The sequence below is a fragment of the Pseudothauera lacus genome, from assembly GCF_003034845.1.
Lineage (GTDB): Bacteria > Pseudomonadota > Gammaproteobacteria > Burkholderiales > Rhodocyclaceae > Pseudothauera > Pseudothauera lacus.
Genome location: NZ_PZKC01000003.1, coordinates 66647 through 91855, shown reverse-complemented (window position 1 = coordinate 91855; position 25209 = coordinate 66647). Strand labels below are relative to the sequence as shown.

Genomic DNA, 25209 nt, shown 5'->3' with positions numbered 1-25209 from the left:
GATGTCTGCCCATGCGCCTGTCGCTGCCCATCCTCGTGGCCGTCGTGCTGACCGCCTGTACGCCTGCCGAGCCGCCGCGCCTCGAGGATTTCCGCACTGCGGGCGAGTTGCGCGTCGGCACCCGCCTCGATGCAGTGGCCTTCCGGCAGGATGGCGGGCAGGGCAATTCCGGATTCGAGCACGATCTGGTGCTGCAGCTCGGCGAGTACCTCGATGTGCCGGTGGAGTTCATCGTCTACCCCGACCTTCCCCGCCTGCTCGACGCGGTGATCAGCGGCAAGGTACATATGGCCGCTGCAGGACTGGCGCGCAACGAGTTGCTGCCCCTGCGCTGGACGACGGCACTGCGCGAACTTGACTTCGTCCTCGTCGGCCACGCCGACGCTCCCGCGGTGCGCCGCGAGGCCGACCTCAACGGCCGCACCATCAGCGCCCGGCGCGGTTCGCTGCCGGCAGAGAAGCTCGAGCGCATGCGCCGCCGCAACACCGGCCTCAATATCCATCTCAGCGTGCTGGACGGCGAGCAGGCCCTGCTCGCCCAGGCTGCGGAGAAGAAGCTCGACCTGGTGGCGGTAGACCGGCTGCACTTCGCCATCGCCGCGCGCCTGCACCCGCAGCTTCGCATCGTCTACGACCTGCCGCTGAAGTCACAGGTGGCCTGGGCACTGCCGGCACAGGGTGACGACGGCGGACTGGCCGCGGAGGTGGATGCCTTTCTCGAAGAGGCGGCCGAGAGCGGTCAGCTGGCGCGCGTCGCCGACCGCTACTTTGGCCACGTCCGCCGCCTGCGGCCGAGCGACATCAGCGCCTTCATCGCCCGCAGCCGCGAGCGCCTGCCGCACTACCGCGCGCACTTCCACGATGCCCAGGCGCGTACCGGCATCGACTGGCGCATGCTGGCGGCACTGTCCTACCAGGAGTCGCAATGGGATCCGCTGGCGACCTCACGCACGGGCGTGCGCGGGATGATGATGCTGACCAGCGATACCGCCGACCGCCTCGGGGTCAAGGACCGCCTCGATGCGCGCGACAGCATCCTCGGCGGCGCGCGCTATCTGGCCATGCTGCGCGACGAACTGCCCGCCGAAGTGGAGGAACCCGACCGCACCTGGATGGCGATCGCCGCCTACAACCTCGGCATGGGCCACATGCGTGGAGCACGCCAGATCGCCCGCAGCCTGCAGCGCGACAACACCTCCTGGCTGGACATGAAGGCGGTGCTGCCACTGCTCTCGCGCCCGGAATACGCCGCCCGCCTGAAGGCCGGCGCCGCGCGCGGCGGCGAGGCAGTGATCATGACCGAGCGCATCCGCAACTACTACGACATCCTCAGCCGCATCGAGCCGCCCTACGAACCCCCGCTGCAACCACGCGGCCTGCAGCTGGGCCGCCAGGGTGAAGCGGCCGGCGGGGTCAACGCTCAGGCGCTGCGCAGCACCTCGACGCCGCCCATGTAGGGCACCAGCGCCGCCGGCACGGTGATCGAGCCGTCGGCCTGCTGGTAGTTCTCCAGTACCGCCACCAGGGTACGCCCGACTGCCAGGCCGGAACCGTTGAGGGTGTGCACCAGTTCGTTCCTGCCCTGGGCGTTCTTGAACCGGGCCTGCATGCGGCGGGCCTGGAAGTCCTCGCAGTTCGAGCAACTGGAGATCTCACGGTAGGTATTCTGCGCCGGCAGCCAGACTTCCAGATCGTAGGTCTTGGCGGCGGAGAAGCCCATGTCGCCGGTGCACAGCGCGACCACCCGATACGGCAGGGCAAGCTTCTGCAGGATGGCTTCGGCGTGACCGACCATCTCTTCGAGCGCCGCATGGCTTTGCTCCGGATGGACGATCTGCACCATCTCGACCTTGTCGAACTGGTGCTGGCGGATCATTCCGCGGGTATCGCGCCCGGCGCTGCCAGCCTCGGAGCGGAAGCACGGGCTGTGCGCGGTGAGGCGGATGGGCAGCGCGTCGAGCGCCAGCACCTGTTCGCGCACGGTGTTGGTGAGCGGAATCTCGGAGGTGGAGATCAGGTACTGTTCGAGCGCGCTGTCATCCCCGCCGCGCAGCACCCAGAACATGTCTTCCTTGAATTTCGGCAGCTGCCCGGTACCGACCAGCACCTCGCGATTGACGATGTAGGGCGCGTAGCACTCGGTATAGCCGTGCTCGGTAGTCTGCACGTCGAGCATGAACTGGGCGAGCGCACGGTGCAGGCGGGCGATCTGCCCGCGCATGAAGGTGAAGCGCGAACCGGAGAGGCGGGCGCCGGTCTCGAAATCCAGCCCCAGCGGCGCCCCCAGATCGACGTGGTCGCGGACCTCGAAATCGAAGCTGCGCGGCGTACCCCAGCGCCTCACCTCGACATTGGCGGACTCGTCGCCCCCCACCGGCACGCTTTCATGGGGCAGATTGGGCAGGCCGGCGGTGAATTCGGCGATGCGCTCCAGCAGCCCAGGCAGGGCCTGCTCGCAGGCCTTCAGTTCGTCGCCGAGCTGACCCACCTCGGCCATCACCGCCGAGGCATCCTCGCCGCGCCCCTTGAGCATGCCGATCTGCTTGGAGAGCGCATTGCGGCGCGCCTGCAGTTCCTGTGTGCGGGTCTGCAGGTGCTTGCGCTCCTCTTCAAGGGCCAGGAAGGTGGCCGTATCCAGGGTCAGGCCACGGCTGGCGAGGCGGGCCGCGACGGTATCGATCTGCGTGCGCAGGAGCTGAATGTCGAGCATCAGTATTTCCACAAGTACGTTTCAATTCATGGACATGTCGCACAAGCCTCGAAGAACTCTGAGCTTGTCACGCCATCCGTATGCTTTCACGGCACTTTCACATTACCGCAACCGATGTTGCGGCGCGCCATTTAAATCAATCCAATCAATTACTTAAAAGAAATCCAAAAGTAAAAGGCAACTTGCTTTCGGGCCATGCTGTCTTAAGCTTGAAATAGTGAGCAAAGCTGCACAGACAGCACCCATACCGAGGAGGACCACATGTTATCCATCCGCGACTGCCTGGACTACTGCGACCTTACCGAGGAAGAAGTCGCCCTCATCGCCGAACACGAAGGCATTCCCGATGCCGCCGCCGCGCAGGTAGCCTGCGGACTGGTGCAGACCCCCGAGGGCGTGCTGCTGCTCACCCACTACATGCTCGATCTCGTCGAGCGTGCCGCCGAGCGCGGCGACGCTGGCAAGGCGGAAGAGGCGCGCAAGCTGTGCGAGCGTTTCGTCGCCGATCATCCCCTGCCCCACTGACATCCCCCTGCGCTCAGCGCTTGCCGCCGCGCGCAGCGGCATCGAGGCCGCGCAGCCAGGCCAGTTTCTCGCCGATGCGCGACTCCATGCCACGCCCCACGGGCTGGTACCAGCCAGGTTCGTCCATGCCCTCGGGCAGATAGGAGGCCCCGGCGGCATAGGCTTCGGGCTCGTCATGGGCATAGCGGTAGGCCGCACCGTGGCCGAGCTCCTTCATCAGGCGCGTCGGCGCATTGCGCAGGTGCATCGGCACCGGACGCGAGACGTCGCCGGCAACGAATTTGCGCGCGGCATTATAGGCCTTGTACACGGCGTTCGACTTCGCCGCACAGGCCAGGAAGACCGTGGCCTGCGCGAGCGCCAGTTCGCCCTCCGGTGAGCCCAGGCGCTCGTAGGTAGTGCAGGCGTTGAGGGCGATCTCCAGCGCGCGCGGATCGGCGAGGCCGATGTCCTCCACCGCCATGCGCACCAGGCGGCGCCCCAGGTAGAGGGGTTCGGCCCCGCCGTCGAGCATGCGGCACAGCCAGTACAGCGCGGCATCCGGATGCGAACCGCGCACCGCCTTGTGCAACGCCGAGATCTGGTCGTAGAAGGCGTCCCCGCCCTTGTCGAAGCGGCGCAGTTTCTGCGCCAGGGCGCGATCGACGAATTCGCCATCGACGTGCGCGCAGCCGGCGGTCTCCGCCGCCACCTGGATCTGCTCGACGAGATTCATCAGGCGGCGGGCGTCGCCATCGGCAAAGCCGATCAGGCGCGCACGCGCATCCTCATCGAAGCTCAGTTGCGGGCAGGCCGCGGCCTGCGCGCGCTGCAGCAACTCGGCCATGGCATCACCGTCGAGGGGTTCGAGCACATACACCGCGGCGCGTGAGAGCAGCGCGGAATTGACCTCGAAGGACGGATTCTCGGTGGTGGCACCGATGAATGTCACCAGCCCCTGTTCGACAAAGGGCAGGAAGGCATCCTGCTGCGCCTTGTTGAAGCGGTGCACCTCATCGACGAAAAGGATGGTGTGGCGCCCGCGCGCCTGTGCGGCACGGGCCTGGGCAATGGCCTCGCGGATCTCCTTGACCCCCGAGAACACCGCCGACAGGGCAATGAACTCGGCATCGAAACCCTGCGCCATGAGCCGCGCAAGCGTGGTTTTGCCCACCCCCGGCGGCCCCCACAGGATCATCGAGTGCGGCTTGCCCGACGCAAAGGCCAGGCGCAGCGGCTTGCCCGCACCGAGCAGGTGCTGCTGCCCGGCAACCTCGTCGAGGCTTTGCGGACGCAGGCGCTCGGCCAACGGTACGCGCGGTGCCTCGGCGTCGGCGAAGAGATCGCTCATCGCGGCAGCGCGGCCTTCACTGGCCGATCACGTCAACACCGGGCGGCGGCGTGAAGCGGAACAGCGACTTGTCGACCGCTTCCACCACCTGCAGGCGGGTGAACACGATCACCGTGTTCTGGCCGAAGCTGTCGCGCATCTCCATGCGCCGCAGTTGCCCGCCGGAGAGCCCCAGGCGCATCGACTCGAAGCCGCTGTCGGCCTGACGCGGGCGCGCCACCACCCAGCTCAGCCCCTCGCTCTGACCGCCTTCGGCGAGTTCAAAAGCGCTGTCGATGTCGCTGCCACCGACCAGCACGGCCGCCGGGGTGCTGCCCAGGGCATCGCCGAGGGCACGCACGGTGACCTGGGCGAGATCGACGTCCCACGACCACAGGCGCTCGCCATCGCCGACCAGCAGCTGACGGTAAGGCTGTTCATAGACCCAGCGAAAGAGCCCCGGACGGGCGAACGCGAAACTGCCTGCAGCGTGCTGCGGACGCCGCCCGGAGGCCGAATGCACGACCTGTTCGAACTCGCCCTCCGCGGCCGGCGTTGCCGCAACGAACTGGCGCAGCTGCGCCACGCCGTCGCCCGCCCAGGCCGTACTCACCGCAACGGCGCTCAACAATGCCATCGCGCAGCCGCGCAGAAGCTTCATTGGCCGCATTTCAGTCGCCCTCCTTGGGCGGAACGATCACGTCACGATTGCCGTTGCTGCCCATCGCACTGACCAGCCCGGCGCGCTCCATCTGCTCGATCAGGCGCGCGGCGCGGTTGTAACCGATGCGCAGGTGACGCTGCACCAGCGAGATCGATGGCCGGCGGGTCTTGATGACCACCTCGACGGCCTGGTCGTAGAGCGGATCGGCCTCGTCGCCACCTTCGCCACCGCCACCACCCAGCGCCGCATCCATGTCGTCCTCGGGGGCAGAGAGGATGCCTTCGACGTAGTCGGGCGGACCCATCTTCTTGAGGTGCTCGACCACCTTATGCACCTCCTCGTCGGCAACGAAGGCGCCGTGCACACGCACCGGCAGGCCGGTGCCCGGCGGCAGGTAGAGCATGTCGCCCATGCCCAGCAGGGTTTCGGCGCCCATCTGGTCGAGGATGGTGCGCGAGTCGATCTTGCTGGAAACCTGGAAGGCGATGCGGGTCGGCACGTTGGCCTTGATCAGGCCGGTGATCACATCCACCGACGGACGCTGGGTGGCGAGGATGAGGTGGATGCCGGCCGCACGCGCCTTCTGCGCCAAGCGGGCGATCAGCTCCTCGACCTTCTTGCCGACCACCATCATCAGGTCGGCAAGCTCATCGACCACCACCACGATGTGCGGCAGATGTTCCAGCGGTTCGGGACTTTCCGGGGTGATCGAGAACGGATTGGTGAGCGGCGCACCGGCCTTGGCCGCCTCGGCCACCGCCTTGTTGAAACCGGCAAGGTTGCGCACGCCGACCGCGGCCATCAGCTTGTAGCGCTTGTCCATCTCCACCACGCACCAGTTGAGCGCATTGGCGGCATGCTTCATGTCGGTGACCACCGGCGCGAGCAGGTGCGGGATGCCCTCGTAGATGGAGAGCTCGAGCATCTTCGGATCGACCATGATCAGGCGCACGCGCTCGGGCTCGCTCTTGTAGAGCAGCGACAGGATCATCGCGTTGATGCCCACCGACTTGCCCGAACCGGTGGTGCCGGCCACCAGCAGGTGAGGCATCTTGGCAAGGTCGGCCACTACCGGCAGCCCGCCGATGTCCTTGCCGAGCACCACGGTGAGCGGCGAGTGCATGTCGTGGTAGGCCTTCGAGCCGACGATCTCCGACAGGCGTACGGTCTGGCGCTTGGGGTTGGGCAGCTCCAGCGCCATGCAGGACTTGCCCGGCACCGTCTCGACCACGCGGATGGAGATCAGCGACAGCGCGCGGGCCAGATCCTTGGCCAGATTCACCACCTGGCTGCCCTTCACCCCGGTCGCCGGCTGGATCTCGTAGCGCGTGATCACCGGCCCCGGATAGGCGGCCAGCACCTTGACCTCGACACCGAACTCGGCGAGCTTGGACTCGATCAGCCGCGAGGTGAATTCCAGCACCTCGGCCGCCGGCGGCTCGCCGTCGCCGCTGGGCTGGTCGAGCAGCGACAGCGGCGGCGTGCCGCCGGCCACCGGGTCTTCGAAGAGGGACTGCTGGCGCTCCTTGAGCACGCGCTCGGACTTCGGCACCTCGGCCACCGCGGGCTCGATGCGCAGCGGTGGCGGCGGCGCCTCCTCGCTCTTGCGGCGGCGCTTCTCCACCACCGCCTCGCGCTTCTGCGCCACCTCGCGCCCGGCGCGGCGATCCTGCCAGGTGTAGTAGCCGCGCTGGGCGGCAAACCAGGCCTGCTCCAGCCATAGTCCGATGCGCTCCACCACCGCCAGCCAGGACACCCCGGAGAACAGCGACAAACCGGCGGCAAGCGCCGCCAGCAGCACCAGCGTACCGCCGGTAAAGCCCAGGTAACGCTGCACCGCCAGCCCCAGCTCGGTGCCGATCAGGCCGCCGGGCCCGAGTGGCACGCTGCCGCCGTGGGAATGAAAGCGCAGGGCCTCCAGCGCGCTGCTGGACAGCAGCACCACCACGAAGCCGGCCATGACGATGAAGAAGGAACGCCGGTCGACCTGGAATTCGTGACGCAGGCGGCGAAAGCCCCAGGCCAGCCCGTAGCCCAGGAAGATCACCCACCACCACGCCGAAACGCCGAACAGGTAGAGCAGCAGATCGGCCAGCCAGGCACCGAAGCGCCCGCCCGGATTGCTCACCCGCGCCACCTCGGCGGCATGTGACCAGCCCGGGTCGCTGCGGTTGTAGCCGAGCAGGATGAGGCCGATGTAGAGCGACATCACACCCAGCAGCAGCCACTTCGCCTCGGTGAGGAGCAGCGAAATCTTCTCTGGCAGGGGTTGCGAGCGCGAGGCGGAACGAGACAGCATCAGGGCGGCAAGCGGCGGAAGGCCGGGGGAATCGTCAGCGGGCCATTATATGCCAAGCCCGCCCCCCGGTCCGGCAGCGTTGCCGGCGGTAACAATGGCGACCGGCCGGCGCGCTCAGATGTCGCCGAGGCGCTCGCGCAGCAGCACGCCCTGGTCGGTTTCCTCGATCAGTCCCTGGGCGGTGAGATCCTTCATCACCCGGCTGACCATCTCGCGCGAGGCGCCGATCATCTTGGCGATATCCTGCTTGGACACCTTCTGGCGCACGATCCGTCCGCCCTCGTGCGCCTCGGCCATCTCCAGCAGCAGACGGGCCACCCGGCCATAGACGTCCATCAGTGCGAGACTCTCGATCTTGCGGTCGGCACTGCGCAAACGCTCGGCGAGATTGCACATGATGCGCCAGGCGATCTCGAAATTGTCGCGCATGATCTGGCGGAAATCGGCCTTCGGCAGCATCACCAGGTCGGCCGCACTGACCGCCACCACCGACGCCGAGCGCGGCTGCTCGCCGAACACCGCCATCTCGCCGAACAATTCGCCCTGGCGGAGGATGGAGAGGATCACCTCGCGGCCATCCTCGTCGCTGACCACCACCTTGAGACTGCCGGTGAGGATGAAATAGACGTAGTCGCTGCGGTCGCCCGCCATCACCACCGCCTGCCCGCGCGGGAAACGGCGCATCATCGCGCACTGCGCAACGGCCGCGAGGGTCTCCTCGGACAAGCCGTTGAACAGCGCGAAGGTCTTCAACGCCACGGTGGATACGGCGGTAGGCTGGCTCATGAGGTCTCCGCAAAAGCCTGGGTGAGAATCAGTATTTCCTGACTTGACACATCAGTTTATTTTCCGCGCAGTATAGTCGAACATCCTTGCCGCCGTTCAAGCCTCCGCCATGCCGCACGCAAATCCGCCCCGGCCACGGGCCGATTGCGCCGCGCTATCGCCGCCATGGGCGGGCGGCATATCAGCGCTCGGCTATAATCCCCCGCTGACCCCTCCTTCACCGCCAACCCTCGGAGACACCGCCAGCCATGACCACCAAGCACGCCCGCCTGCTCATCCTCGGCTCCGGCCCCGCCGGCTATACCGCGGCCGTCTATGCCGCGCGCGCCAACCTCAATCCGGTACTGATCACCGGCCTCGCCCAGGGCGGCCAGCTGATGACCACCACCGAGGTGGACAACTGGCCGGCTGATGCCGACGGCGTGATGGGCCCGGACCTGATGGCGCGCTTCCAGAAGCATGCCGAGCGCTTCAACACCGAGATGATCTTCGACCACATCCACACCGCGAAGCTGCAGGAGCGCCCCTTCCGCCTGCTCGGCGATGCCGGCGAATACACCTGCGACGCGCTGATCATCGCCACCGGCGCCACCGCCAAGTACCTCGGCCTGCCCTCCGAGGAGAAGTTCTCCGGGCGCGGCGTGTCGGCCTGCGCCACCTGCGACGGCTTCTTCTACAAGAACCAGGACGTCGCGGTAATCGGCGGCGGCAACACCGCGGTGGAAGAGGCGCTGTATCTGGCCAACATCGCCAGGAAGGTGACCCTGGTGCACCGTCGCGACAGCTTCCGCGCCGAAAAGATCATGGTCGACAAGCTGATGGAGAAGGTCGCTGCCGGCAAGATCGAACTGGCGCTGGACAGCGCGCTCGACGAGGTGCTGGGCGACAACAGCGGCGTGACCGGCATGCGCATCCGCGACCTGAAGAGCGACAGCACGCGCGACGTCGCCCTGCAGGGCGTGTTCATCGCCATCGGCCACAAGCCCAACACCGATCTGTTCGAAGGCCAGCTGGAGATGGAAGGCGGCTATCTGGTCACCCACGGCGGACGCGAGGGCAATGCCACGCAGACCAGCATCCCCGGCGTATTCGCCGCCGGCGACGTGCAGGATCACATCTATCGCCAGGCGGTGACCTCGGCCGGCACCGGTTGCATGGCAGCGCTCGATGCCGAGCGCTACCTCGACGCACTGGGCAAGGCCGACTGAAGGCATGAGCCGTCCCGCCCGCCACCGTCCGCCACAGCGGCCGCACGGGGCGGGCGCTGGCGACAGCGCGCTGGCGGCACTGGCCGGGCTCAGGCGCGCCCTGCGCCCGACGCCGCAGAATCCCATCATGCGCGTCTGGGAGGCGGCGCACACCCCACCCGCCGCAACACCCGCTCCTGCGTCCGCCCCGGCGGCCACAACCACTGTGCCGCAGGCGGCCGATCTGGCGCTCTTCCAGAACGTCATGAGTGACGTGCAGCCGCTGGCCCCGCGCCACACCCGCGTCGAGCTCGCCCCGCCGCCCCCCGCACCGGCACCACTCAAGCGCCATGCCGATGACAGCGCCACGCTGCAGGAATCCCTGCACGCACCGCTGAGTTTCGAGGATCGCCTGGAGATGGGCGACGAGGCCGCCTTTCTGCGCCCCGGCCTGCCGCGCCGGGTCCTTGCCGACCTGCGCCGGGGGCGCTGGGTGCTGCAGGGGGAGGTTGACCTGCACGGTCTCAACCGTGAGGAAGCGCGCACAGCGCTGGCGCACTTCCTGCACACCAGCCTGCAGCGCGGCCGGCGCTGCGTACGGGTGATCCACGGCAAGGGCCTCGGCTCACCCGGCCGCTTTTCCATTCTGAAGCAGCTCTCGCGCGGCTGGCTGGCACAGCGCGAGGAAATCCTCGCCTTCTGCCAGGCCGGGCCGCATGCCGGGGGCTCCGGCGCCCTGCTGGTCCTGCTGCGGGCACCGGCCGGCAGCCGCGAGCGGCAGGGCTAACCCACGCTTCTCACCCCCTCACGTCGCGAGGGGGTCGAGGCGCCGCCGTGGTGCGCCGCACGGACTGAGCGGCGCCGAAGGCGTAGCTGACACTACGTCGAGGCGGCGTGAGGGAGTACGGCGTGCCACGGCGAGTGCATCGGCACCCGCAGCAGGGATGGTGTGAGAAACGTGGGCTGGCTAGATCGCCGCTTCGTTGGTCTCGCCAGTGCGGATGCGCACCACCTGCTCGACCGGCATGACGAAGATCTTGCCATCGCCGATCTTGCCGGTGCGGGCGGCCTTGATGATGGCCTCGGTGGCCTGCTCGACCAGATCGTCGCCAATGACGATCTCGACCTTGATCTTGGGCAGGAAGTCCACCACATACTCGGCGCCGCGGTAGAGCTCGGTATGGCCCTTCTGCCGGCCGAAGCCCTTGACCTCGGTGACGGTCAGGCCGGTGATGCCGACTTCGGAAAGCGCCTCGCGCACCTCGTCGAGCTTGAACGGCTTGATCACGGCTTCGATCTTCTTCATCTGCTACGCCTCCTCGGGTTCGTTGCCTGATGCCGCGCGGGACGGCGGCATCGCGTTTCAGTATTCGTCCTGATAACCCGATGTTATCGGATATCGCCAATCCCTGCCGAAAGCACGGCGGGTCAGACGGATCCCCACCGGCGCCTGACGGCGCTTGTACTCGTTGCGCTTGAGCATCGTCACGGTGCGGCGTACCTCGGCCGCGGGAAGGCCGCGGGCAATCATCGCACGCGGTGATTCGTCGCGCTCCATGTAGGCCTCGATGATGGCATCGAGCACCTCGTAGGGCGGCAGACTGTCCTGGTCCTTCTGGTCGGGCTTGAGTTCGGCCGACGGCGGGCGGGTGATGATGTTCTCCGGGATCACCTCGCCCTGGGTATTGCGCCAGCGCGCGAGGCGGAACACCAGAGTCTTGTAGACGTCCTTCAGTACCGCGAAACCGCCGGCCATGTCGCCGTAGAGGGTGGCGTAGCCGGTGGCCATCTCGCTCTTGTTGCCGGTGGTGAGCACGATGGCGCCGGTCTTGTTGGACAGCGCCATCAGGATCATGCCGCGGATGCGGCTCTGCAGGTTCTCTTCGGTGGTGTCCGCGGGGAGACCGGCAAACTGCCCGGCAAGCAGGCCGGCAAAGGTCTCCATCGCGTCTGCGATGGGAATCTCGTCGTAGCGCACCCCCAGGCGGCGCACCATCTCGCGCGAATCGTCGAGGCTCATCTGCGCGGTGTACGGCGACGGCATCATCACCGCGCGCACGCGCTCGGCCCCCAGGGCATCGACGGCAATCGCCAGGGTCAGTGCCGAATCGATGCCGCCGGAAAGGCCAATGATGGCGCCTGGAAAACGGTTCTTGCCGAGGTAGTCTGCCACCCCCAGCCTGAGTGCGGCATACATCTCTGCCTCCGCCGTCGGCACGGCAGCCTCCTGCGCCCCCCGCCAGCGCCCGTCGGTCAGCTCGACAATGTCGAGCGCCTCGCCGAAGCACGTCCCCTGATAGGCCAGCGCACCGTCGGCGTCGAGGGCAAATGAGCCGCCGTCAAACACCAGCTCGTCCTGCCCCCCCACCATGTTGCAGTACAGTACCGGCAGCGCCGTCTCGGCGGCCCGCTCACGCATCACCTGATGGCGGGTAGCCAGCTTGCCGGCATGGTAGGGTGAGGCATTGAGCGCGAGCAGCACCTCGGCGCCGGCAGCGCGCGCCAGCTCGGCCGCTGCGGGCTCCCAGACATCGGCACAGATGTTGATGCCGAAACGGCGCCCGCCACACTCGAACACCGCCGCCGCACGCCCCGCCTCGAAGTAGCGCTCCTCGTCGAAGACATCGTAGTTGGGCAGGCGCAGCTTGTGATAGACGCACAGCTCCGCGCCGTCGCGCAGCACCGTGGCGGCATTGAAGCGCTGCCCGGCGCGCTCCTGCGGGTGTCCGAGGACCAGGGTGATGCCCTGCGTGGCGGCGGCAATGCGCCCTACCTCGCGCGCGCAGGCACGGTAGAAGTCGGGGCGCAGCAGCAGATCCTCGGGCGGATAGCCCGACAGCGCCAGCTCAGGGGTGATCATCATTGCCGCTCCGGCAGCGCGTGCGCGCGCCAGCGCTGCGATGATGCGCTCGGCGTTGCCGGCGAGGTCGCCGACCACCGGGTTGAGTTGGGCAACGGCAATGGTAAGCGGTGTGCTCATGATGGGGACGATAGCGGGTGACCGCCGCATTGCGGCGCAGTCATCCACAGGAGCCGTGGGCAAGCCTGTGGACAAGCGGTGAACAAGGGGCGCAGGGCACTGGCCGGAAAGCCGTTTTGCGCGCCGCGACATTATTACGCAGCACGCGGCGCAGGCAAAGAAAAAGCCCGTCCTGAGGACGGGCCTTGCATCTGCGGCAGCACTGCTCAGCGATTGGCGTTGCTGATGCCGTCGAGGATCTCCTGGCGGGCCTCGTCGATGGAACCCCAGCCGATCACCTTCACCCACTTGCCGGGTTCGAGATCCTTGTAGTGCTCGAAGAAGTGCACGGTCTGCTTCATCAGCAGTTCCGGCAGATCCTCGATGCCCTGCACCTTGTCGTACAGCGGGGTGAGCTTGGAAACCGGCACCGCGACCACCTTGGCATCCATGCCCGACTCGTCTTCCATCTTCAGCACGCCAACCGGACGGCAGCGGATGACCACGCCCGGGTGCAGCGGGAACGGCGTCACCACCAGCACGTCGACCGGATCGCCATCGCCGGCGATGGTGTGCGGCACGTAGCCGTAGTTGATCGGGTAACGCATCGAGGTGCCCATGAAACGGTCCACGAACACGGCGCCGCTATCCTTGTCCACCTCGAACTTGATCGGATCGGCCTGCGCCGGAATCTCGATGATGACGTTGATGTCGTTCGGCACGTCCTTGCCGGCCTTAACGAGGTCGAAACCCATCTGATGCCCTCCCATGGAAATAGTCGCGCGAATTATACGGGAAAGGTGGGCGCGACTATAATGCCAGGATTCGTTGAAGGTGCCGCCGCGTGCAGCGACGGAGAATCGGGAAACAGGTGCGAGACCTGTGCTGCCCCCGCAACGGTGTGGCCGGCGTGCGTGAGCACTGCCGTGCCGAGCCCGGAGACCGGCCTTCGATTTGGCAACCCCGCCCTGGCGGGTTCTTGCCGTGTAGCGCTGCGGGCCGGCTGCGCGACACGAGCCTCGTGCCCGTGCCTGCCCGCCGCCGTGTTCGACGACAGACGGGTCCAGATGCACGCTCCGCCGACCTTTCCGGTGCATGCCACCGCTTCGGCCTCCCCACCATCGCTGCAGTGGGGATGGCTGGCTTTCGTCGCCGGCCTGCATGCCGCCGGACTGGCCTGGCTGGGTGGTCTGCCGCTTGCCGGCGAGCCCCGTCCGGCCTCTGCGCCGGCCATCAGCGTGGCCCTGCTGGCACCACCCGCACCCCCGGCACCTGCTGCACACACGGCAAGCACACCTGCGGAACCCAAGGCGCCCCCGGTGCGCCACACCGCGCGCCAGCCCGCTGCCACACCCACGCCCCGTCAGCAGCATGCCGCGACGCCGCCAGAGCCACCCGTGCAATCCGCCACCGCGATCAGCAGCCCCCCGGCGCCCCAACCCGCGCCGGTCACCCCGGACGAACCGCCAGGGGTTCAGGCAAGCAGCGCGCAATCGCTGACGGCGACAGCGCCGGAGGACAGGCCGCCGGCAGCTGGCGGGACGCAGGCGGCACGCTTCGACGCTGCCTACCTGCGCAATCCGCCGCCTTCTTACCCGCCCGCCTCACGGCGGCGCGGCGAGGAAGGCCAGGTCATACTGCGCGTCCACGTCGGTCGCGACGGCCTTCCTCTGCATGTCGAAGTGGCGGAAAGCAGCCGCCATCCGCGCCTCGATCAGGCCGCCCTGCAAGCCGTGGCGCGCTGGCGCTTCGAGCCCGCGCGCCACGGCGAGGTGGCCGTCGACAGCTGGCTCAGGGTGCCGGTGGTATTCCGCCTGCAGAACGGTTGATGCCCTCAGACGGGGGCGTCAAAACCTGCCGCCTCGACCGCTTCGCGCAGTTGCTCGACGCCAAGCAGCGCGGGGTCATAGATCACCCGCGCGCAGGCGCCCTCCAGCGACACCTCGGCGGCACTGACGCCCTTGAGGGCCTGCAGCACGCCGGTGACATTGCGCACGCAGCCGCCGCAGCTCATGCCCTCGATCTTGATCGTCACTTCATTCATTTTGCGGTTCTCCAGTGCGCAGGCATGCTTGAACACTCCGGCAACAGCGCCGGAGCTGAGGGATTTTTTTACCGGAAGGACCTGCAGGCCGCAAGCCTCAGCAGACCACACCGCTCCACAGCACGCCACCCAGAGACGGCGCGTGAAAGAGGCCGAAGATGCCGAAGCCCATCACTACCAGCCCGGCCGCAAAGCGTACCCTGGTGCTGCGGGTGATGTCGCGGAAGCGCCTGAACAACAAGCCGGCAAGTAGCAGGTTGGGAAGCGTGCCAAGACCGAAGGCCAGCATCAGCCCGGCACCACGCGTGGCCGAACCGGTCACCAGCGCGGTGGCCAGCACGCTGTACACCAGCCCGCAGGGCAGAAAGCCCCACAGCAGGCCGAGCGGATAGCCCTGCGCCACCGAGCGCGCCGGCAGGAAGCGGCGACTGAAGGGCTGCACCCGGCGCCACAGATGCTGGCCGAGGCGTTCCACCGGGGCCAGCAACTGGGTGAAGCCGGTGAGATAGAGCCCGAGCGCGATCAGCATGAGGTTGGCGAGGACGTACAGCCCGAGCTGGATCGGCATGATTTCGTTGTAGAGCATGCCCACCGTGCCGAGCGCCCCGAGCAGGGCTCCGGCCACCGTGTAGGTGGTGATGCGCCCGAGGTTGTAGGCCAGGTGTATGGGCCACTGGCGGCGCGTCTGTCCGGGCACCTGGACGGTGAGGGCGCCAACGATGCCGCCGCACATGCCGACGCAGTGGGTGCCGCCAAGCAGGCCGATGAGGAAGACGGCGATGTAACCGGTTTCAGGCATGGACGCGACGCGCAGGCGGGTGCAGGGGGGGCTGTCATTCTACCCCCGCTCCACCGACGCCGTTCAGATCACCTTGGAGTAACGCGCACGTTCGCGGTCGGCACGCAGGTAGCGGTCAAAGACCATCGCGATGCCGCGCACCAGCAGGCGGCCGGCGGGCTCGACGGAGATCCAGTCGTCCTCCACCTTGAGCAGCCCGGCCTTTTCCATCTCGCGCAGATCGGCGAGCTCTTCGGCAAAGTAGGTCTTGAAGTCGATCAGGTGGGCAATCTGGATGGACTCGATGGAGAGCTCGAAGTGGCACATCAGCGCCTGGATGATGGCACGGCGCAGGAGGTCGTCGGCGGTGAGCTCGATGCCGCGCAGCACCGGCAGTTCGTCCTGATCGAGGATGTCATAGTACTCGTCGAGCGTCTTGACGTTCTGCGCGTAGGTCGGCCCCACCTTGCTGATCGCCGACACCCCGAAGGCCAGCAGATCGCATTCGGCATGGGTGGAATAGCCCTGGAAGTTGCGGTGCAGACGGCCCTGGCGCTGGGCGATGGTGAGCTCGTCCTCGGGCTTGGCAAAGTGGTCCATGCCGATATACACATAGCCTGCCTCGGTAAGGCGGCGGATGGCGAGCTGGAGGATCTGCAGCTTGGTGTCCGCGGTCGGCATGTCGGCGGAGTTGATCCGCCGCTGCGGCTTGAAGAGCTGCGGCAGATGGGCATAGCTGTACAGCGAGATGCGATCCGGAGAGATCTCCAGCACCTGCTCCAGGGTACGGTTGAAGCTGATCACGTTCTGCCGCGGCAACCCGTAGATGAGATCCATCGACACCGACTTGAAACCGGTGACGCGTGCGGCATCGACGACGAGCTTGGTCTCCTCGTAGCTCTGCACGCGATTGACCGCTTCCTGCACGTCGCTGGCGAAGTCCTGCACCCCCACGCTCATGCGGTTGAAGCCGAGGTTGGCGAGCAGCTCGACGGTATCGAAATCGACCTTGCGCGGATCGACCTCGATGGAGTACTCGCCGTTCGGGATGAGGGTGAAGTGCTCGCGCACCGAGTCCATCAGCTGGTGCATTTCCTCGTGCGACAGGAAGGTCGGCGTGCCGCCGCCCAGATGCAGCTGCGCGACCTGGCGCGTACCGCCCAGACAGGCGGCCTGCATCTCGATCTCCTTGGCAAGATACTTGAGGTACTTCGCCGAACGCCCGTGATCCTTGGTGATGATCTTGTTGCAGGCGCAGTAGTAACAGATCGTGTTACAAAACGGGATGTGGAAGTATAATGACAAAGGCCGACTCAGCCCGCCGACCCCCCTTTTGGCCAGCCATTCGCGCAGGGCCTGGGCGTCGAAGGCCTCGACGAAGCGGTCGGCAGTCGGGTAGGAGGTATAGCGGGGCCCGTTGATGTCGAAGCGACGGATCAACTGGGTGTCGAAGATGAGTTCTTTCTGGGTGTTCATGGTCGAGCTGCAGCAGTCTGTGCCGTAAGATCGCAGAAAGCGCTAGTGTAGTGGTTGACGTGGATCAACGTCGCACCGTTGTCCATTTTCCGAGGCGGAGCTGTTTATCGTGCAAATGAAGGCGACAGTGCCGATCTCCAGTGCAGGTCTCAAGACAGCCTGTTCGCAGTGCAACCTGCAGGAGCTGTGCCTGCCCTTCGGGTTGTCGGAAAACGACATCGACCGTCTCGACGAACTGGTCGGCACGCGGCGCAAGATCAAGCGCCAGCAGCACCTGTACCGCGCCGGCGACCTCTTCGAGGCGATCTACGCCATCCGCGCCGGCTCCTTCAAGACCGACGTGCTGCTCGAGGACGGGCGCGAACAGGTCACCGGCTTCCAGATGACCGGCGAGATCATCGGTCTCGATGGCATCAGCACCGAATTCCACACCTGCAATTCGATCGCCCTCGAAGACAGCGAGGTGTGCGTGATCCCCTACGCCAAGCTGGAAGAGCTGTCGCGCAAGGTCGAAGGCCTGCAGCACCAGTTCCACAAGGTGATGAGCCGCGAGATCGTGCGCGACCACGGGGTGATGATGCTGCTCGGCTCGATGCGTGCCGAAGAGCGCCTCGCCGCCTTCCTGCTCAACATGTCGCAGCGCTTCACGGCGCGCGGCTTCTCCTCCGCCGAGTTCCATCTGCGCATGACCCGGGAGGAGATCGGCTCCTACCTCGGCCTCAAGCTGGAGACGGTATCGCGGGCGTTCTCACGCTTTCAGGACGAAGGCCTGATCGCCGTCCAGCAGAAGCACATCCGCATTCTCGACGGCGCCGGCCTGAAGCGTCTCCTGCAGCATCAGCCTGCCGGCGGCTGACGCCTGCGCGCGCTCATGCGCTCACCCAGCACGCGCTGATCATCCTCGGTGAGGAGAATGCGCGCCATCGGCAGCAGCTCCCCTTCCTCACGTTCGATGTGGCGCTGATAGCGCTCCGCGAAGGCCTGCACATCGGCGGCGTCGAGCTCCGCCTCTTCCCCGCGGCTGATCGGCAGCAGCACCGCGCGCATCGCCGCCCAGCCCGCGAACATGCGCTGGTGATCGGCCAGCAGCCAGTCCACCAGCGTCTGCAGATGTGCGCGCACACCACCTTCGGCGCGCGCCAGAAGGGCCGGAAAGAGATCCTCCTCCTCGTCGAGGTGATGATTCACTGCGGCAAGGTCGAAGTAGCGCATCACCGCCACGGCGGCCTGCTGCGCCTGACGGTCGGCACCGTGCTCGGGCAGCCACGCCGCCAGCCGGGCAAGGGTGTCGAGCTGGCCGTGCAGGCGCTCATGGCAGGCCTCGACCATCTCCAGCGGAGTCTCGAAACCAGGGGAGACGGGAATCAGGATCTCGTTCATCGTCACTCGCTATCCGTTCATGGACAGGAAACCTGCGGGGTTCTTGCTCAGCGCCACCGACACGATCCACGCATAGGTGAACAACGCCGCCGCCAGGGCCGCCAGCCGGCGGCGCAGCGTGTGCCCGCGCAGGGCCTGGGCGCCAAGGGCGATGTAGAGCAGCAGACCCGCCACCTTCGCGCTCACCCACGGTGCCTCGAACGGATACTGGCGCATCAGCACCGCCAGCGCAATGGCGCTGGCCAGCAGCGCACTGTCCACCAGGTGTGGCAGCACGCGCGCCGCACGGCTGCGCAGCAGGGCGCTGCCGGAGAGCATCCAGTACGCGCGCAGCACAAAGCCGGCGGCGCTCAGCGCCACACAGGCAACATGCAGGTGCTTGAGCACGACATAGGTGTTCATCAACCCTCCCCGCCATCACTGCGCGGACGCAGATAAATGGGCAGGTAGCGCAGCGCCCACACGCCGAACACTGCCAGCCAGCCACCTACCGCCACCGCCACCGCCATTGCCGGCGCCCAGGGCAGGAACGGCAGCAGATCGGCGCCGACGCGCAGCACGGCAACAGCCTGCAGGACAAGGAACAGTGCCCAGGTCGGGCCATCAGCGAGCAAGGGCCTGCCGGAGTGACCGAGGGTGACGCGCGACACCATGGCGAGAAGGATGGAGGCAAAGAAGCCCACGGCGAGCGCATGCAGGGGGGCGTGCGCGAATACGTGAATGCCGGCCAGCGCCAGGGCACTCTGCACGGCATACAACAGCCAGGCCACCCCCAGCCAGGCAAAACCGAAGTGCAGCATGCCGAGCAGGCGTACCCGCTGCGCCGCCAGGGGGCGCCAGCGCACGCTCAGCATCAGGGCGACCAGCGCAGCCGGGGCATCCACCAGCCAGCTCCACTGCCCCAGCGCGGCCATTGCCAGCGCGCCATGCACGACTGCTGCAGCAAGCAGCAGGTGCAGCGCCCAGGCCGGACGCCACAGCGCATAGCCAGGGATGATGGAACTGGAGAAGAACGGAATCATGCGGTGGCAGACGCTGACGAACACCGGCAGCAGAAACCACCACAGCCCGGCCTCGATGGCCACCCTCGCCCACCCCGCGCCGCCGCCGCCAAGCACCACCAGCCAGGCCAGCAAGGCCACCACCCCGCCGCCCACACCGAACCACGCCGCGCGCGCATGCAGGGGCGCTGCGGGGCTGCGAAAGGCCACCTGCCACAGCGCCGCAGCGAGCACGCACCAGCCGGCGAGAACGACCAGCAGGGCCAGCAGGGCCAGCCCCGGCAGCCACAGCCCCGGCAGCATCAGCGCCCACCCCGCAACGAGCAGGCGCCAGCCCGGCAGCCAGGCCTTCCGAGGCGGACTCTCCACCGCCTGCCAGCGCGGCATGGCGGTGAGCAGGAAGCCGAAGATGAAGAACGGGAATGCCGCACCCAGACTCAGCAGGGCATGGACCCAGCTCACCGGCAGCACCCACTGTGGCATTGCCCACCACCCCAGGCGGGCGATCAGCACCCACGCCCACAACGCAAAGGAAAGCAGCACGGCAAGCATGCCGGCGAGAAACATCGCCCGGTGCGGGGCGCGGAAAAGCACCCCTTGCGGCGCCACGGCAGTCGTTCCGTCCATCGTCAGACCTCGGCTTAACCCGCACCACCATGGTGCAGGTAGAATGCCCCCCGAAGGAGGCTCACGAATGCCCGATCAGACCCTGGACATCCCCGCACTGCTGCGCCAGCTCCCCCTTTTCGGCGAACTGCTGCCGGAGGATCTGGAGCGCGTTGCACGCTTCACGCGCGAACGCGCACTGGCCCGTGGAGAAGTGCTGTTCCAGCGCGGCGACATGCCGCACGGCTTCTACGCGGTGATCGACGGCCAGGTGAAGCTGGCGTTCTCGTCGGCGCAGGGCAACGAGAAGATCGTCGAGGTCATCGGCCCGCGGCAGAGCTTCGGCGAAGCGGTGATGTTCATGAACCGCCCCTATCCGGTATTTGCCGAAGCGCTTGCCGACAGCCGCCTGCTCCATGTCGGGCAGAACGTGGTGTCCGAACTCATCGACCAGGACTCAGCCTTCGCCCGCCGTCTGCTCGCCGGCCTGTCGATCCGCCTGCACGGCATGGTGCGCGACGTCGAAACCTACTCGCTGCGTTCGAGCACCCAGCGCGTGATCGGCTATCTGCTCCAGCAGGCCGAAACCGACGAAGGCCAGGCGCGCGAGTTCGACCTCGCCACCAGCAAGCAGGTGATCGCCTCGCGCCTCAACCTGACCCCCGAAACCCTGTCGCGCATCTTTCACGACCTCGCCGAAGCGGGCCTGATCAGCGTCCGCGGCAAGCACATCACCCTCCACGACCCCGCCCGCCTGGCCAGGCACCAGGCTTGAAGCGAGGCCGCGCACAGCCGGCGATTACCGGCCGTGCGCGCATTGTCGCGGTGTCGAGGGTGCGGCGGCCTTGACCGCCATCAAGTGCGGCGGGTCCGTTCAGCTTTCGCGCACGTAGGTACCCGGCGCCGGCGCAAGCTGGGGGAAAGCCTTGCTGGCCGCCGGACGGGCCTCGACCAGCGCGCCGCAGCGCGGCTTGAGCCAGGCCATCCAGTCTTCCCACCAGCTGCCCGGGCGCTCCTCGGCGCGGGCCTGCCAGGCTTCGGCACTTTCCCCGCCGCGGGCGTCGGCCACCCAGTAGCGACGCTTGGGCGGATTGACCGGCGGATTGACGATGCCGAGGATGTGCCCCGAACTGGAGAGGACATAGCGACGCTCTCCGGAAACGTGGTGGTTGACCTTGTAGGTCTGCGTCCACGGCGCGATATGGTCGTCCTCGGCGGACACCGCATACAGCGGCTGCACGATGCGGCCGAGGTCGATCTGCTCGCCGGCAATCTCGAGGGCGTCTTTCTGCACCAGGCGGTTGTGCAGATAGAGTTCGCGCAAATACCAGGCGTGCATGCGATAGGGCATGCGGGTGGCGTCCATGTTCCAGTACAGCACGTCGAACGGCGGCGGTGCCTCGCCGTACAGCCAGCCGTGCACGACGTAGTGCCAGATCAGGCTGTTGGAGCGCAGCAGGCGGAAGGAGGCGGCCATCTCCTTGCCGTCGAGGAAACCCTTGCTGGCCATCTTGCCGGTGAGGTAGCGGATGCTCGAATCGTCCACGAAGACCTCGATGTCGCCCGGCTTGCTGAAGTCCACCAGGGTGGTGAACAGCGTCCAGTCCGCCACCGGCACCTCATCGGCCTTGAAATGACGGTTCGCCCAGGCCATGTACATCGACAGCGCGGTACCGCCGATGCAGTAACCCACCGCGTGAGCCTTCGGTGCACCGGTGAAACGGCAGGCAGTGTCGACGATGGCGTGCACGCCCTCGCGCAGGTAGTCATCGAAGCCGACCTCGCGCATCTCCGCACCGGGGTTCTTCCAGCTGGTGATGAAGACGTCCAGCCCCTGGTCGAGGAGGAAGCGGATCATGCTCTTCTTCGGCACCAGGTCGAGAATGTAGAACTTGTTGATCCACGGCGTGACGATCACTACCGGTTCGGCATGCACGCGCGGCTGGGTGGGGGCGTAGTGGATCACTTCGAGAAGGCGGTTGCGGAACACCACCGCACCGGGCGTGGTGGCGAGATTCTCGCCAACCACGAAGTCGTCCGGACGGGTCATCTGCACGTTGCCCGCCTTGAGGTCGGCGAGGAAGTTGTGCAGGCCCTTGCGCAGGCTCTCGCCGCGGCTCTCGGCGGCCTTGCGCAACGCCACCGGGTTGGTCCAGAAGAAGTTCGTCGGCGCCACCGCATTGAGCCACTTCCGCCACCAGAACGCGGCACGGCGACGCTCCTTGGCAGAGAGCCCCGGGGTGTCGTAGAGCATGTCCTGGATGTGGTGGGTGAAGGCCAGGTACCACTCCTTGGTGAGGTCCCAGCTCGGCGATTCGGTCCATACCGGATCGGCAAAGCGCGCATCGTCGGCATTTGGCCGGATGGGATCCTCGCTGGCAACGCCGAGCGCCCGTTTCCAGGTATGGGCCTGCAGGCGCCAGAGATCGCCGGAGAGCATCGCCATGCGCTCGGCGAGTTCCTGGGGGTGCGCCATCCAGGCCAGTTGCGCATGCATGATGGGCGCCGCCATGCCCAGCGGATCGACAACGTTCTCCAGCGTGCTGCGCATCAACTGCGCGGAGTGTCGCATCATCTGCGGCGGCGTCAGGGCTTCCTTGCTGCTCATGATCTGGCTCCTTGTGCGTGTGCGCGGCGGCACACGGTCCATGTTAGGGGCATCCTTGCGGACTGTCGACGTCAGTCCAGTGCATAGGCCTGGCCACCCTCCGGCAGCACCACGCCACCCCAGCCCAACTCGCGCTCGATGGCGGCGGCGAAGGCGGCCGATGCGCCCGCCTCACCGTGTACCACAAAGGTGTTGCGTGGCGGCTGGCGGAAGTTGCGCAGCCAGCCCAGCAGCGCGGGCTGGTCGGCATGCGCGGAGAGCCCACCGATGGTGTGGATGTCGGCGCGCACGGCGACGCGCTCGCCGAACAGGGTGACCATGCGCGCGCCCTCGACGAGGCGGCGTCCCAGCGAACCGGCGGCCTGGAAGCCGGCGATGACCACCGAGCTCTGCGGCCGCGGCAGGTGGTTGCGCAGGTGGTACTTGACCCGGCCGGCATCGCACATGCCGCTGGCGGAAATGATCACCAGGCCGGAATTGCGCTCGTTGAGGGCGATCGATTCCTCCACGTCGCGCACGAAGCTCACCCGCGCGCGCCCGGGATGGGCACGCATCCACGCCAGCAGTTCGGCGGTATCGGCATCCCACAACGCATCGTGCTTGAGGGTGAGCCCGGTGGCTGCGGCGGCCATCGGCGAGTCGACGACGATCTCCAGGCCATCGACGCGTCCCTGGCGAACGAGGTTGGCAAGCACGAAGATCACCTCCTGGGTACGCCCCACCGCAAAGGCCGGAATGATGACGTTGCCGCCCTTCTCCTTCAGGGTGTGGCGGAGCACCCTCACCAGTTCGTCCTCGGTCTCCGCCAGCGGCCGGTGGGCACGGTCGCCATAGGTCGATTCGATGACCAGGTGATCGGCGTGGGCGATGGGCGTCGGGTCGCGCACCACAGGGCGCATGGGCTGGCCGAGATCGCCCGAACACACCAGGCGGCGCGCGCCGGCACCGCTACCCACCAGCAACTCGATGATCGCCGAGCCGAGGATGTGTCCGGCGTCGTGAAAGGTGCAGCGCACCCCGCGCCCGGGAGAAAACTGCACGCCATAGGCCTGCGCCTGCAGGCGCTTGAGGCTGTTCTCGGCCTGCGCGACGGTATACAGCGGCGCCACCTCCCGCCCCCCGGCGCCACGGCGCGAGCGCTGACGGCGGTTGTTCCACTCGGCCTCCTTCTCCTGGATATAGGCGGAGTCGAGCAGCAGCACCTCGAGCAGATCCACCGTTGCCGCAGTGGCGACGATGGGGCCGCGGTAGCCCAGGGTGACCAGTCGCGGGATGAGGCCGGAGTGATCGAGGTGAGCGTGGGTGACAAGCACGAAATCGATTTCGCGCAGATTGAAGTCAAGGGCATGAAGATTCTTCGCCGCCGCACTGCGCCCACCCTGGAACATGCCGCAATCGACCAGGAAAACGCCTTCGTCATGCTGCACGCGCATGCACGAACCGGTCACTTCGCCTGCGGCACCATGGAAGGTGATGTTCATGATGGGCTCCTGTACCTCGTGCCGCCTTCAATCGCGCGGGCACGAATCTGACATGTCTCAGCTTGCATGGACCACCCCGCGGCCGATTTGATCGCAGTCAACGGATACGCCGCTCTCGCCGCGCTGGCTATAATCTTAACGCCGCGCACTCCACGCCAACCCAGGAAAAGGATACACCGTCATGTTCAAACACCTCCTCGTCCCCACCGACGGCTCTCAGCTTTCCGAAAGCACCGTTGCGCGCGCAGTGTCATTTGCCCGCGAAGCTGGAGCGCGCATTACCTTCTTCTATGCGCAACCGGACTTTCCGCTGCCGATCTACGGCGAGGGCGCCCTCATCGACCCCACCACACCGGAACAGTTCGCGCGCTCAGCTGCCGAGGAGGCCACACGCATCCTCGACCGCGCCAAGGCCACCGCCGACGCTGCAGGGGTGAGCGCCGACACCGACACCCTGGTCAACGAGGTCCCCTACCAGGCCATCATCGAAGCGGCCGACCGCCACGGCTGCGACCTCATCTTCATGGCTTCGCATGGCCGCCGCGGCATTGCCGGGCTTCTGCTCGGCAGCGAGACGCAGAAGGTGCTCACCCACAGCACGACGCCGGTGCTGGTGTACCGCTGACCCCCGCAGCACCGCAAAAAGCACAACGGCCCGCCATTGGCGGGCCGTTGTGTCTTGTACGCTGCACGCCTGCGCCAGCGCGTGCAGATGTTTCCTCACTTGCCTTGGGCGTTCTTGCCGTCCTCATCCATCTTGCGCACCGCATAACGGTAGATGTAGGCACCCATCACGAGGATGAACACGATGGTGAACAGGCTCAGCAGACCGATATCAGTGGTCAGCAATTCATTCCAGGCCATGAGACAACTCCTTTTACAGTCGACGGGTTAGGAACCTGATGGATCAATCCTGATTTCCGTCTCTGTCGGGAGAAATGCGGCCCCGTTCAAGCGCCAGCTTCGGGACTCGTCTTCTATCTGAAACAACCAACGACCCTTGCTCAGGGGGTCGATCAAGCCGGTGAACACGCCTCCGTGACGGCGCAGCACCAGTTCCTGGTCCATCCCGCCACGGGTGGGATGGGCGATGGTAAGACGCACGACGTCGGGCACGCTGGCGGCATCGGTAGCGGTGATGTCCAGCCGCACGCTCCCCTCGTCAATGGCCAGACCGGCACTCAGGCCAAGCGACTTCGCCAGTGCGAGGCGGTCGATGGTCTGCACGATGGCCCGCCCTTCCTTGTAGTAGTCATCCACCACCAGGCCATCCCACACCTTGATGGAGGTGGTCAGGAAGGCAATCCCCACCACCACGGAGGTGGCGGGAATGGCGAGGATGAACCACGGCCAGAACTGCTTGTACCAGGGCTCGGGGGTCTGTTCGGTCATCGTG

General features: G+C 66.8%; 26 protein-coding genes and 1 riboswitch. Of the genes, 8 read left to right on the top strand and 18 right to left on the bottom strand.

Annotation, left to right across the window (positions count from 1 at the left end):
• Window positions 1-11: 11 nt before the first annotated feature.
• Complete coding sequence (mltF, locus tag C8261_RS04345) at window positions 12-1457, top strand: membrane-bound lytic murein transglycosylase MltF (RefSeq protein ID WP_107492454.1); 1446 nt, start codon at window positions 12-14, stop codon at window positions 1455-1457.
• Here mltF and serS read toward each other — a convergent pair.
• Window positions 1421-2710, bottom strand: a complete 1290-nt coding sequence (gene serS, locus C8261_RS04340) for a serine--tRNA ligase (RefSeq protein ID WP_107492453.1) — start codon at window positions 2708-2710, stop codon at window positions 1421-1423. The two genes, mltF and serS, sit on opposite strands and share 37 nt — an antisense overlap.
• Before the next feature lie 261 nt (window positions 2711-2971).
• Here serS and C8261_RS04335 point away from each other — a divergent pair, with 261 nt between their 5' ends.
• A complete protein-coding gene (locus tag C8261_RS04335) occupies window positions 2972-3235 on the top strand; it encodes a hypothetical protein (protein WP_107492452.1) in 264 nt (87 codons plus the stop codon).
• A 13-nt stretch (window positions 3236-3248) separates the two neighbouring features.
• Here the strand turns inward: C8261_RS04335 and C8261_RS04330 are convergent, their stop codons facing one another.
• From C8261_RS04330 to C8261_RS04315, 4 genes are all read right to left on the bottom strand, one after another.
• The gene (locus tag C8261_RS04330) at window positions 3249-4565 is read right to left on the bottom strand and encodes a replication-associated recombination protein A (protein ID WP_107492451.1); all 1317 of its coding nucleotides are present in this window, start codon (window positions 4563-4565) and stop codon (window positions 3249-3251) included.
• 16 nt (window positions 4566-4581) lie between these two features.
• Window positions 4582-5205: an outer membrane lipoprotein chaperone LolA gene (lolA, locus tag C8261_RS04325; RefSeq protein ID WP_235864835.1), complete on the bottom strand. Its 624-nt coding sequence runs from the start codon at window positions 5203-5205 to the stop codon at window positions 4582-4584.
• Between the two features lie 10 nt (window positions 5206-5215).
• Window positions 5216-7507, bottom strand: coding sequence for a DNA translocase FtsK (locus tag C8261_RS17800; protein WP_107492450.1), 2292 nt, complete (start codon window positions 7505-7507; stop codon window positions 5216-5218).
• Window positions 7508-7621: 114 nt separating this feature from the next.
• Window positions 7622-8293: a Crp/Fnr family transcriptional regulator gene (locus C8261_RS04315; protein WP_107492449.1), complete on the bottom strand. Its 672-nt coding sequence runs from the start codon at window positions 8291-8293 to the stop codon at window positions 7622-7624.
• Between the two features lie 248 nt (window positions 8294-8541).
• Here C8261_RS04315 and trxB point away from each other — a divergent pair, with 248 nt between their 5' ends.
• Both trxB and C8261_RS04305 read left to right on the top strand, forming a co-directional pair.
• Window positions 8542-9501, top strand: coding sequence for a thioredoxin-disulfide reductase (trxB, locus tag C8261_RS04310; protein ID WP_107492448.1), 960 nt, complete (start codon window positions 8542-8544; stop codon window positions 9499-9501).
• Between the two features lie 4 nt (window positions 9502-9505).
• The gene (locus tag C8261_RS04305; protein WP_235864834.1) at window positions 9506-10267 is read left to right on the top strand and encodes a Smr/MutS family protein; all 762 of its coding nucleotides are present in this window, start codon (window positions 9506-9508) and stop codon (window positions 10265-10267) included.
• Window positions 10268-10447: 180 nt separating this feature from the next.
• Here C8261_RS04305 and C8261_RS04300 read toward each other — a convergent pair whose 3' ends face one another.
• The 3 genes from C8261_RS04300 to ppa all read right to left on the bottom strand — a co-directional run bounded on the left by C8261_RS04300 (window position 10448) and on the right by ppa (window position 13194).
• The gene (locus C8261_RS04300) at window positions 10448-10786 is read right to left on the bottom strand and encodes a P-II family nitrogen regulator (protein WP_107492447.1); all 339 of its coding nucleotides are present in this window, start codon (window positions 10784-10786) and stop codon (window positions 10448-10450) included.
• A gap of 57 nt (window positions 10787-10843) precedes the next feature.
• Complete coding sequence (locus C8261_RS04295) at window positions 10844-12460, bottom strand: NAD+ synthase (protein WP_181358843.1); 1617 nt, start codon at window positions 12458-12460, stop codon at window positions 10844-10846.
• A 206-nt stretch (window positions 12461-12666) separates the two neighbouring features.
• Window positions 12667-13194, bottom strand: coding sequence for an inorganic diphosphatase (gene ppa / locus C8261_RS04290; protein ID WP_107492446.1), 528 nt, complete (start codon window positions 13192-13194; stop codon window positions 12667-12669).
• Window positions 13195-13254: 60 nt separating this feature from the next.
• A riboswitch (cobalamin riboswitch) is annotated at window positions 13255-13404 on the top strand.
• 102 nt (window positions 13405-13506) lie between these two features.
• On the opposite strand from ppa, the gene C8261_RS17715 reads away from it, so the two are divergent.
• Window positions 13507-14268 carry an energy transducer TonB gene (locus C8261_RS17715; RefSeq protein WP_107492445.1) on the top strand — a complete coding sequence of 254 codons (762 nt, stop codon included), beginning with the start codon at window positions 13507-13509 and terminating at the stop codon, window positions 14266-14268.
• 5 nt (window positions 14269-14273) lie between these two features.
• On the opposite strand, the gene C8261_RS04280 is transcribed toward C8261_RS17715, so the two are convergent.
• The 3 genes from C8261_RS04280 to hemN form a co-directional block, all read right to left on the bottom strand.
• Entirely contained in the window at window positions 14274-14483 is a 210-nt protein-coding gene (locus C8261_RS04280; RefSeq protein WP_107492663.1) for a heavy-metal-associated domain-containing protein, read from the bottom strand.
• A gap of 97 nt (window positions 14484-14580) precedes the next feature.
• Window positions 14581-15282 carry a sulfite exporter TauE/SafE family protein gene (locus C8261_RS04275; RefSeq protein WP_107492444.1) on the bottom strand — a complete coding sequence of 234 codons (702 nt, stop codon included), beginning with the start codon at window positions 15280-15282 and terminating at the stop codon, window positions 14581-14583.
• A gap of 63 nt (window positions 15283-15345) precedes the next feature.
• Window positions 15346-16737, bottom strand: coding sequence for an oxygen-independent coproporphyrinogen III oxidase (gene hemN, locus C8261_RS04270; RefSeq protein ID WP_107492443.1), 1392 nt, complete (start codon window positions 16735-16737; stop codon window positions 15346-15348).
• Window positions 16738-16852: 115 nt separating this feature from the next.
• Between hemN and fnr the strand changes: the two genes are divergently transcribed.
• Window positions 16853-17593 carry a fumarate/nitrate reduction transcriptional regulator Fnr gene (gene fnr, locus C8261_RS04265; RefSeq protein WP_107492442.1) on the top strand — a complete coding sequence of 247 codons (741 nt, stop codon included), beginning with the start codon at window positions 16853-16855 and terminating at the stop codon, window positions 17591-17593.
• Here the strand turns inward: fnr and C8261_RS04260 are convergent.
• The 3 genes from C8261_RS04260 to C8261_RS04250 are packed head-to-tail and all read right to left on the bottom strand — an operon-like array spanning window position 17575 to window position 19745.
• Window positions 17575-18117 (bottom strand): hemerythrin domain-containing protein, encoded by a 543-nt coding sequence (locus C8261_RS04260; protein ID WP_107492441.1) that lies wholly within the window; start codon window positions 18115-18117, stop codon window positions 17575-17577. The genes fnr and C8261_RS04260 overlap by 19 nt on opposite strands.
• A gap of 9 nt (window positions 18118-18126) precedes the next feature.
• Window positions 18127-18519, bottom strand: a complete 393-nt coding sequence (locus C8261_RS04255) for a SirB2 family protein (RefSeq protein WP_107492440.1) — start codon at window positions 18517-18519, stop codon at window positions 18127-18129.
• A complete protein-coding gene (locus C8261_RS04250) occupies window positions 18519-19745 on the bottom strand; it encodes an NnrS family protein (protein WP_107492439.1) in 1227 nt (408 codons plus the stop codon). Before C8261_RS04250 ends, C8261_RS04255 begins: the two co-directional genes overlap by 1 nt.
• Before the next feature lie 67 nt (window positions 19746-19812).
• Here C8261_RS04250 and C8261_RS04245 point away from each other — a divergent pair, with 67 nt between their 5' ends.
• A complete protein-coding gene (locus C8261_RS04245) occupies window positions 19813-20499 on the top strand; it encodes a Crp/Fnr family transcriptional regulator (protein WP_107492438.1) in 687 nt (228 codons plus the stop codon).
• Window positions 20500-20598: 99 nt separating this feature from the next.
• On the opposite strand, the gene C8261_RS04240 is transcribed toward C8261_RS04245, so the two are convergent.
• Window positions 20599-22236 carry a PHA/PHB synthase family protein gene (locus tag C8261_RS04240; protein ID WP_408003207.1) on the bottom strand — a complete coding sequence of 546 codons (1638 nt, stop codon included), beginning with the start codon at window positions 22234-22236 and terminating at the stop codon, window positions 20599-20601.
• 167 nt (window positions 22237-22403) lie between these two features.
• Window positions 22404-23813, bottom strand: coding sequence for an MBL fold metallo-hydrolase RNA specificity domain-containing protein (locus C8261_RS04235; RefSeq protein WP_107492437.1), 1410 nt, complete (start codon window positions 23811-23813; stop codon window positions 22404-22406).
• 181 nt (window positions 23814-23994) lie between these two features.
• Between C8261_RS04235 and C8261_RS04230 the strand changes: the two genes are divergently transcribed.
• Window positions 23995-24438, top strand: coding sequence for a universal stress protein (locus C8261_RS04230; protein WP_107492436.1), 444 nt, complete (start codon window positions 23995-23997; stop codon window positions 24436-24438).
• Between the two features lie 95 nt (window positions 24439-24533).
• Here C8261_RS04230 and C8261_RS04225 read toward each other — a convergent pair whose 3' ends face one another.
• Complete coding sequence (locus tag C8261_RS04225) at window positions 24534-24677, bottom strand: DUF3149 domain-containing protein (protein ID WP_107492435.1); 144 nt, start codon at window positions 24675-24677, stop codon at window positions 24534-24536.
• Window positions 24678-24704: 27 nt separating this feature from the next.
• Window positions 24705-25205: a FixH family protein gene (locus C8261_RS04220; RefSeq protein ID WP_235864833.1), complete on the bottom strand. Its 501-nt coding sequence runs from the start codon at window positions 25203-25205 to the stop codon at window positions 24705-24707.
• Between the last annotated feature and the right edge of the window lie 4 nt (window positions 25206-25209).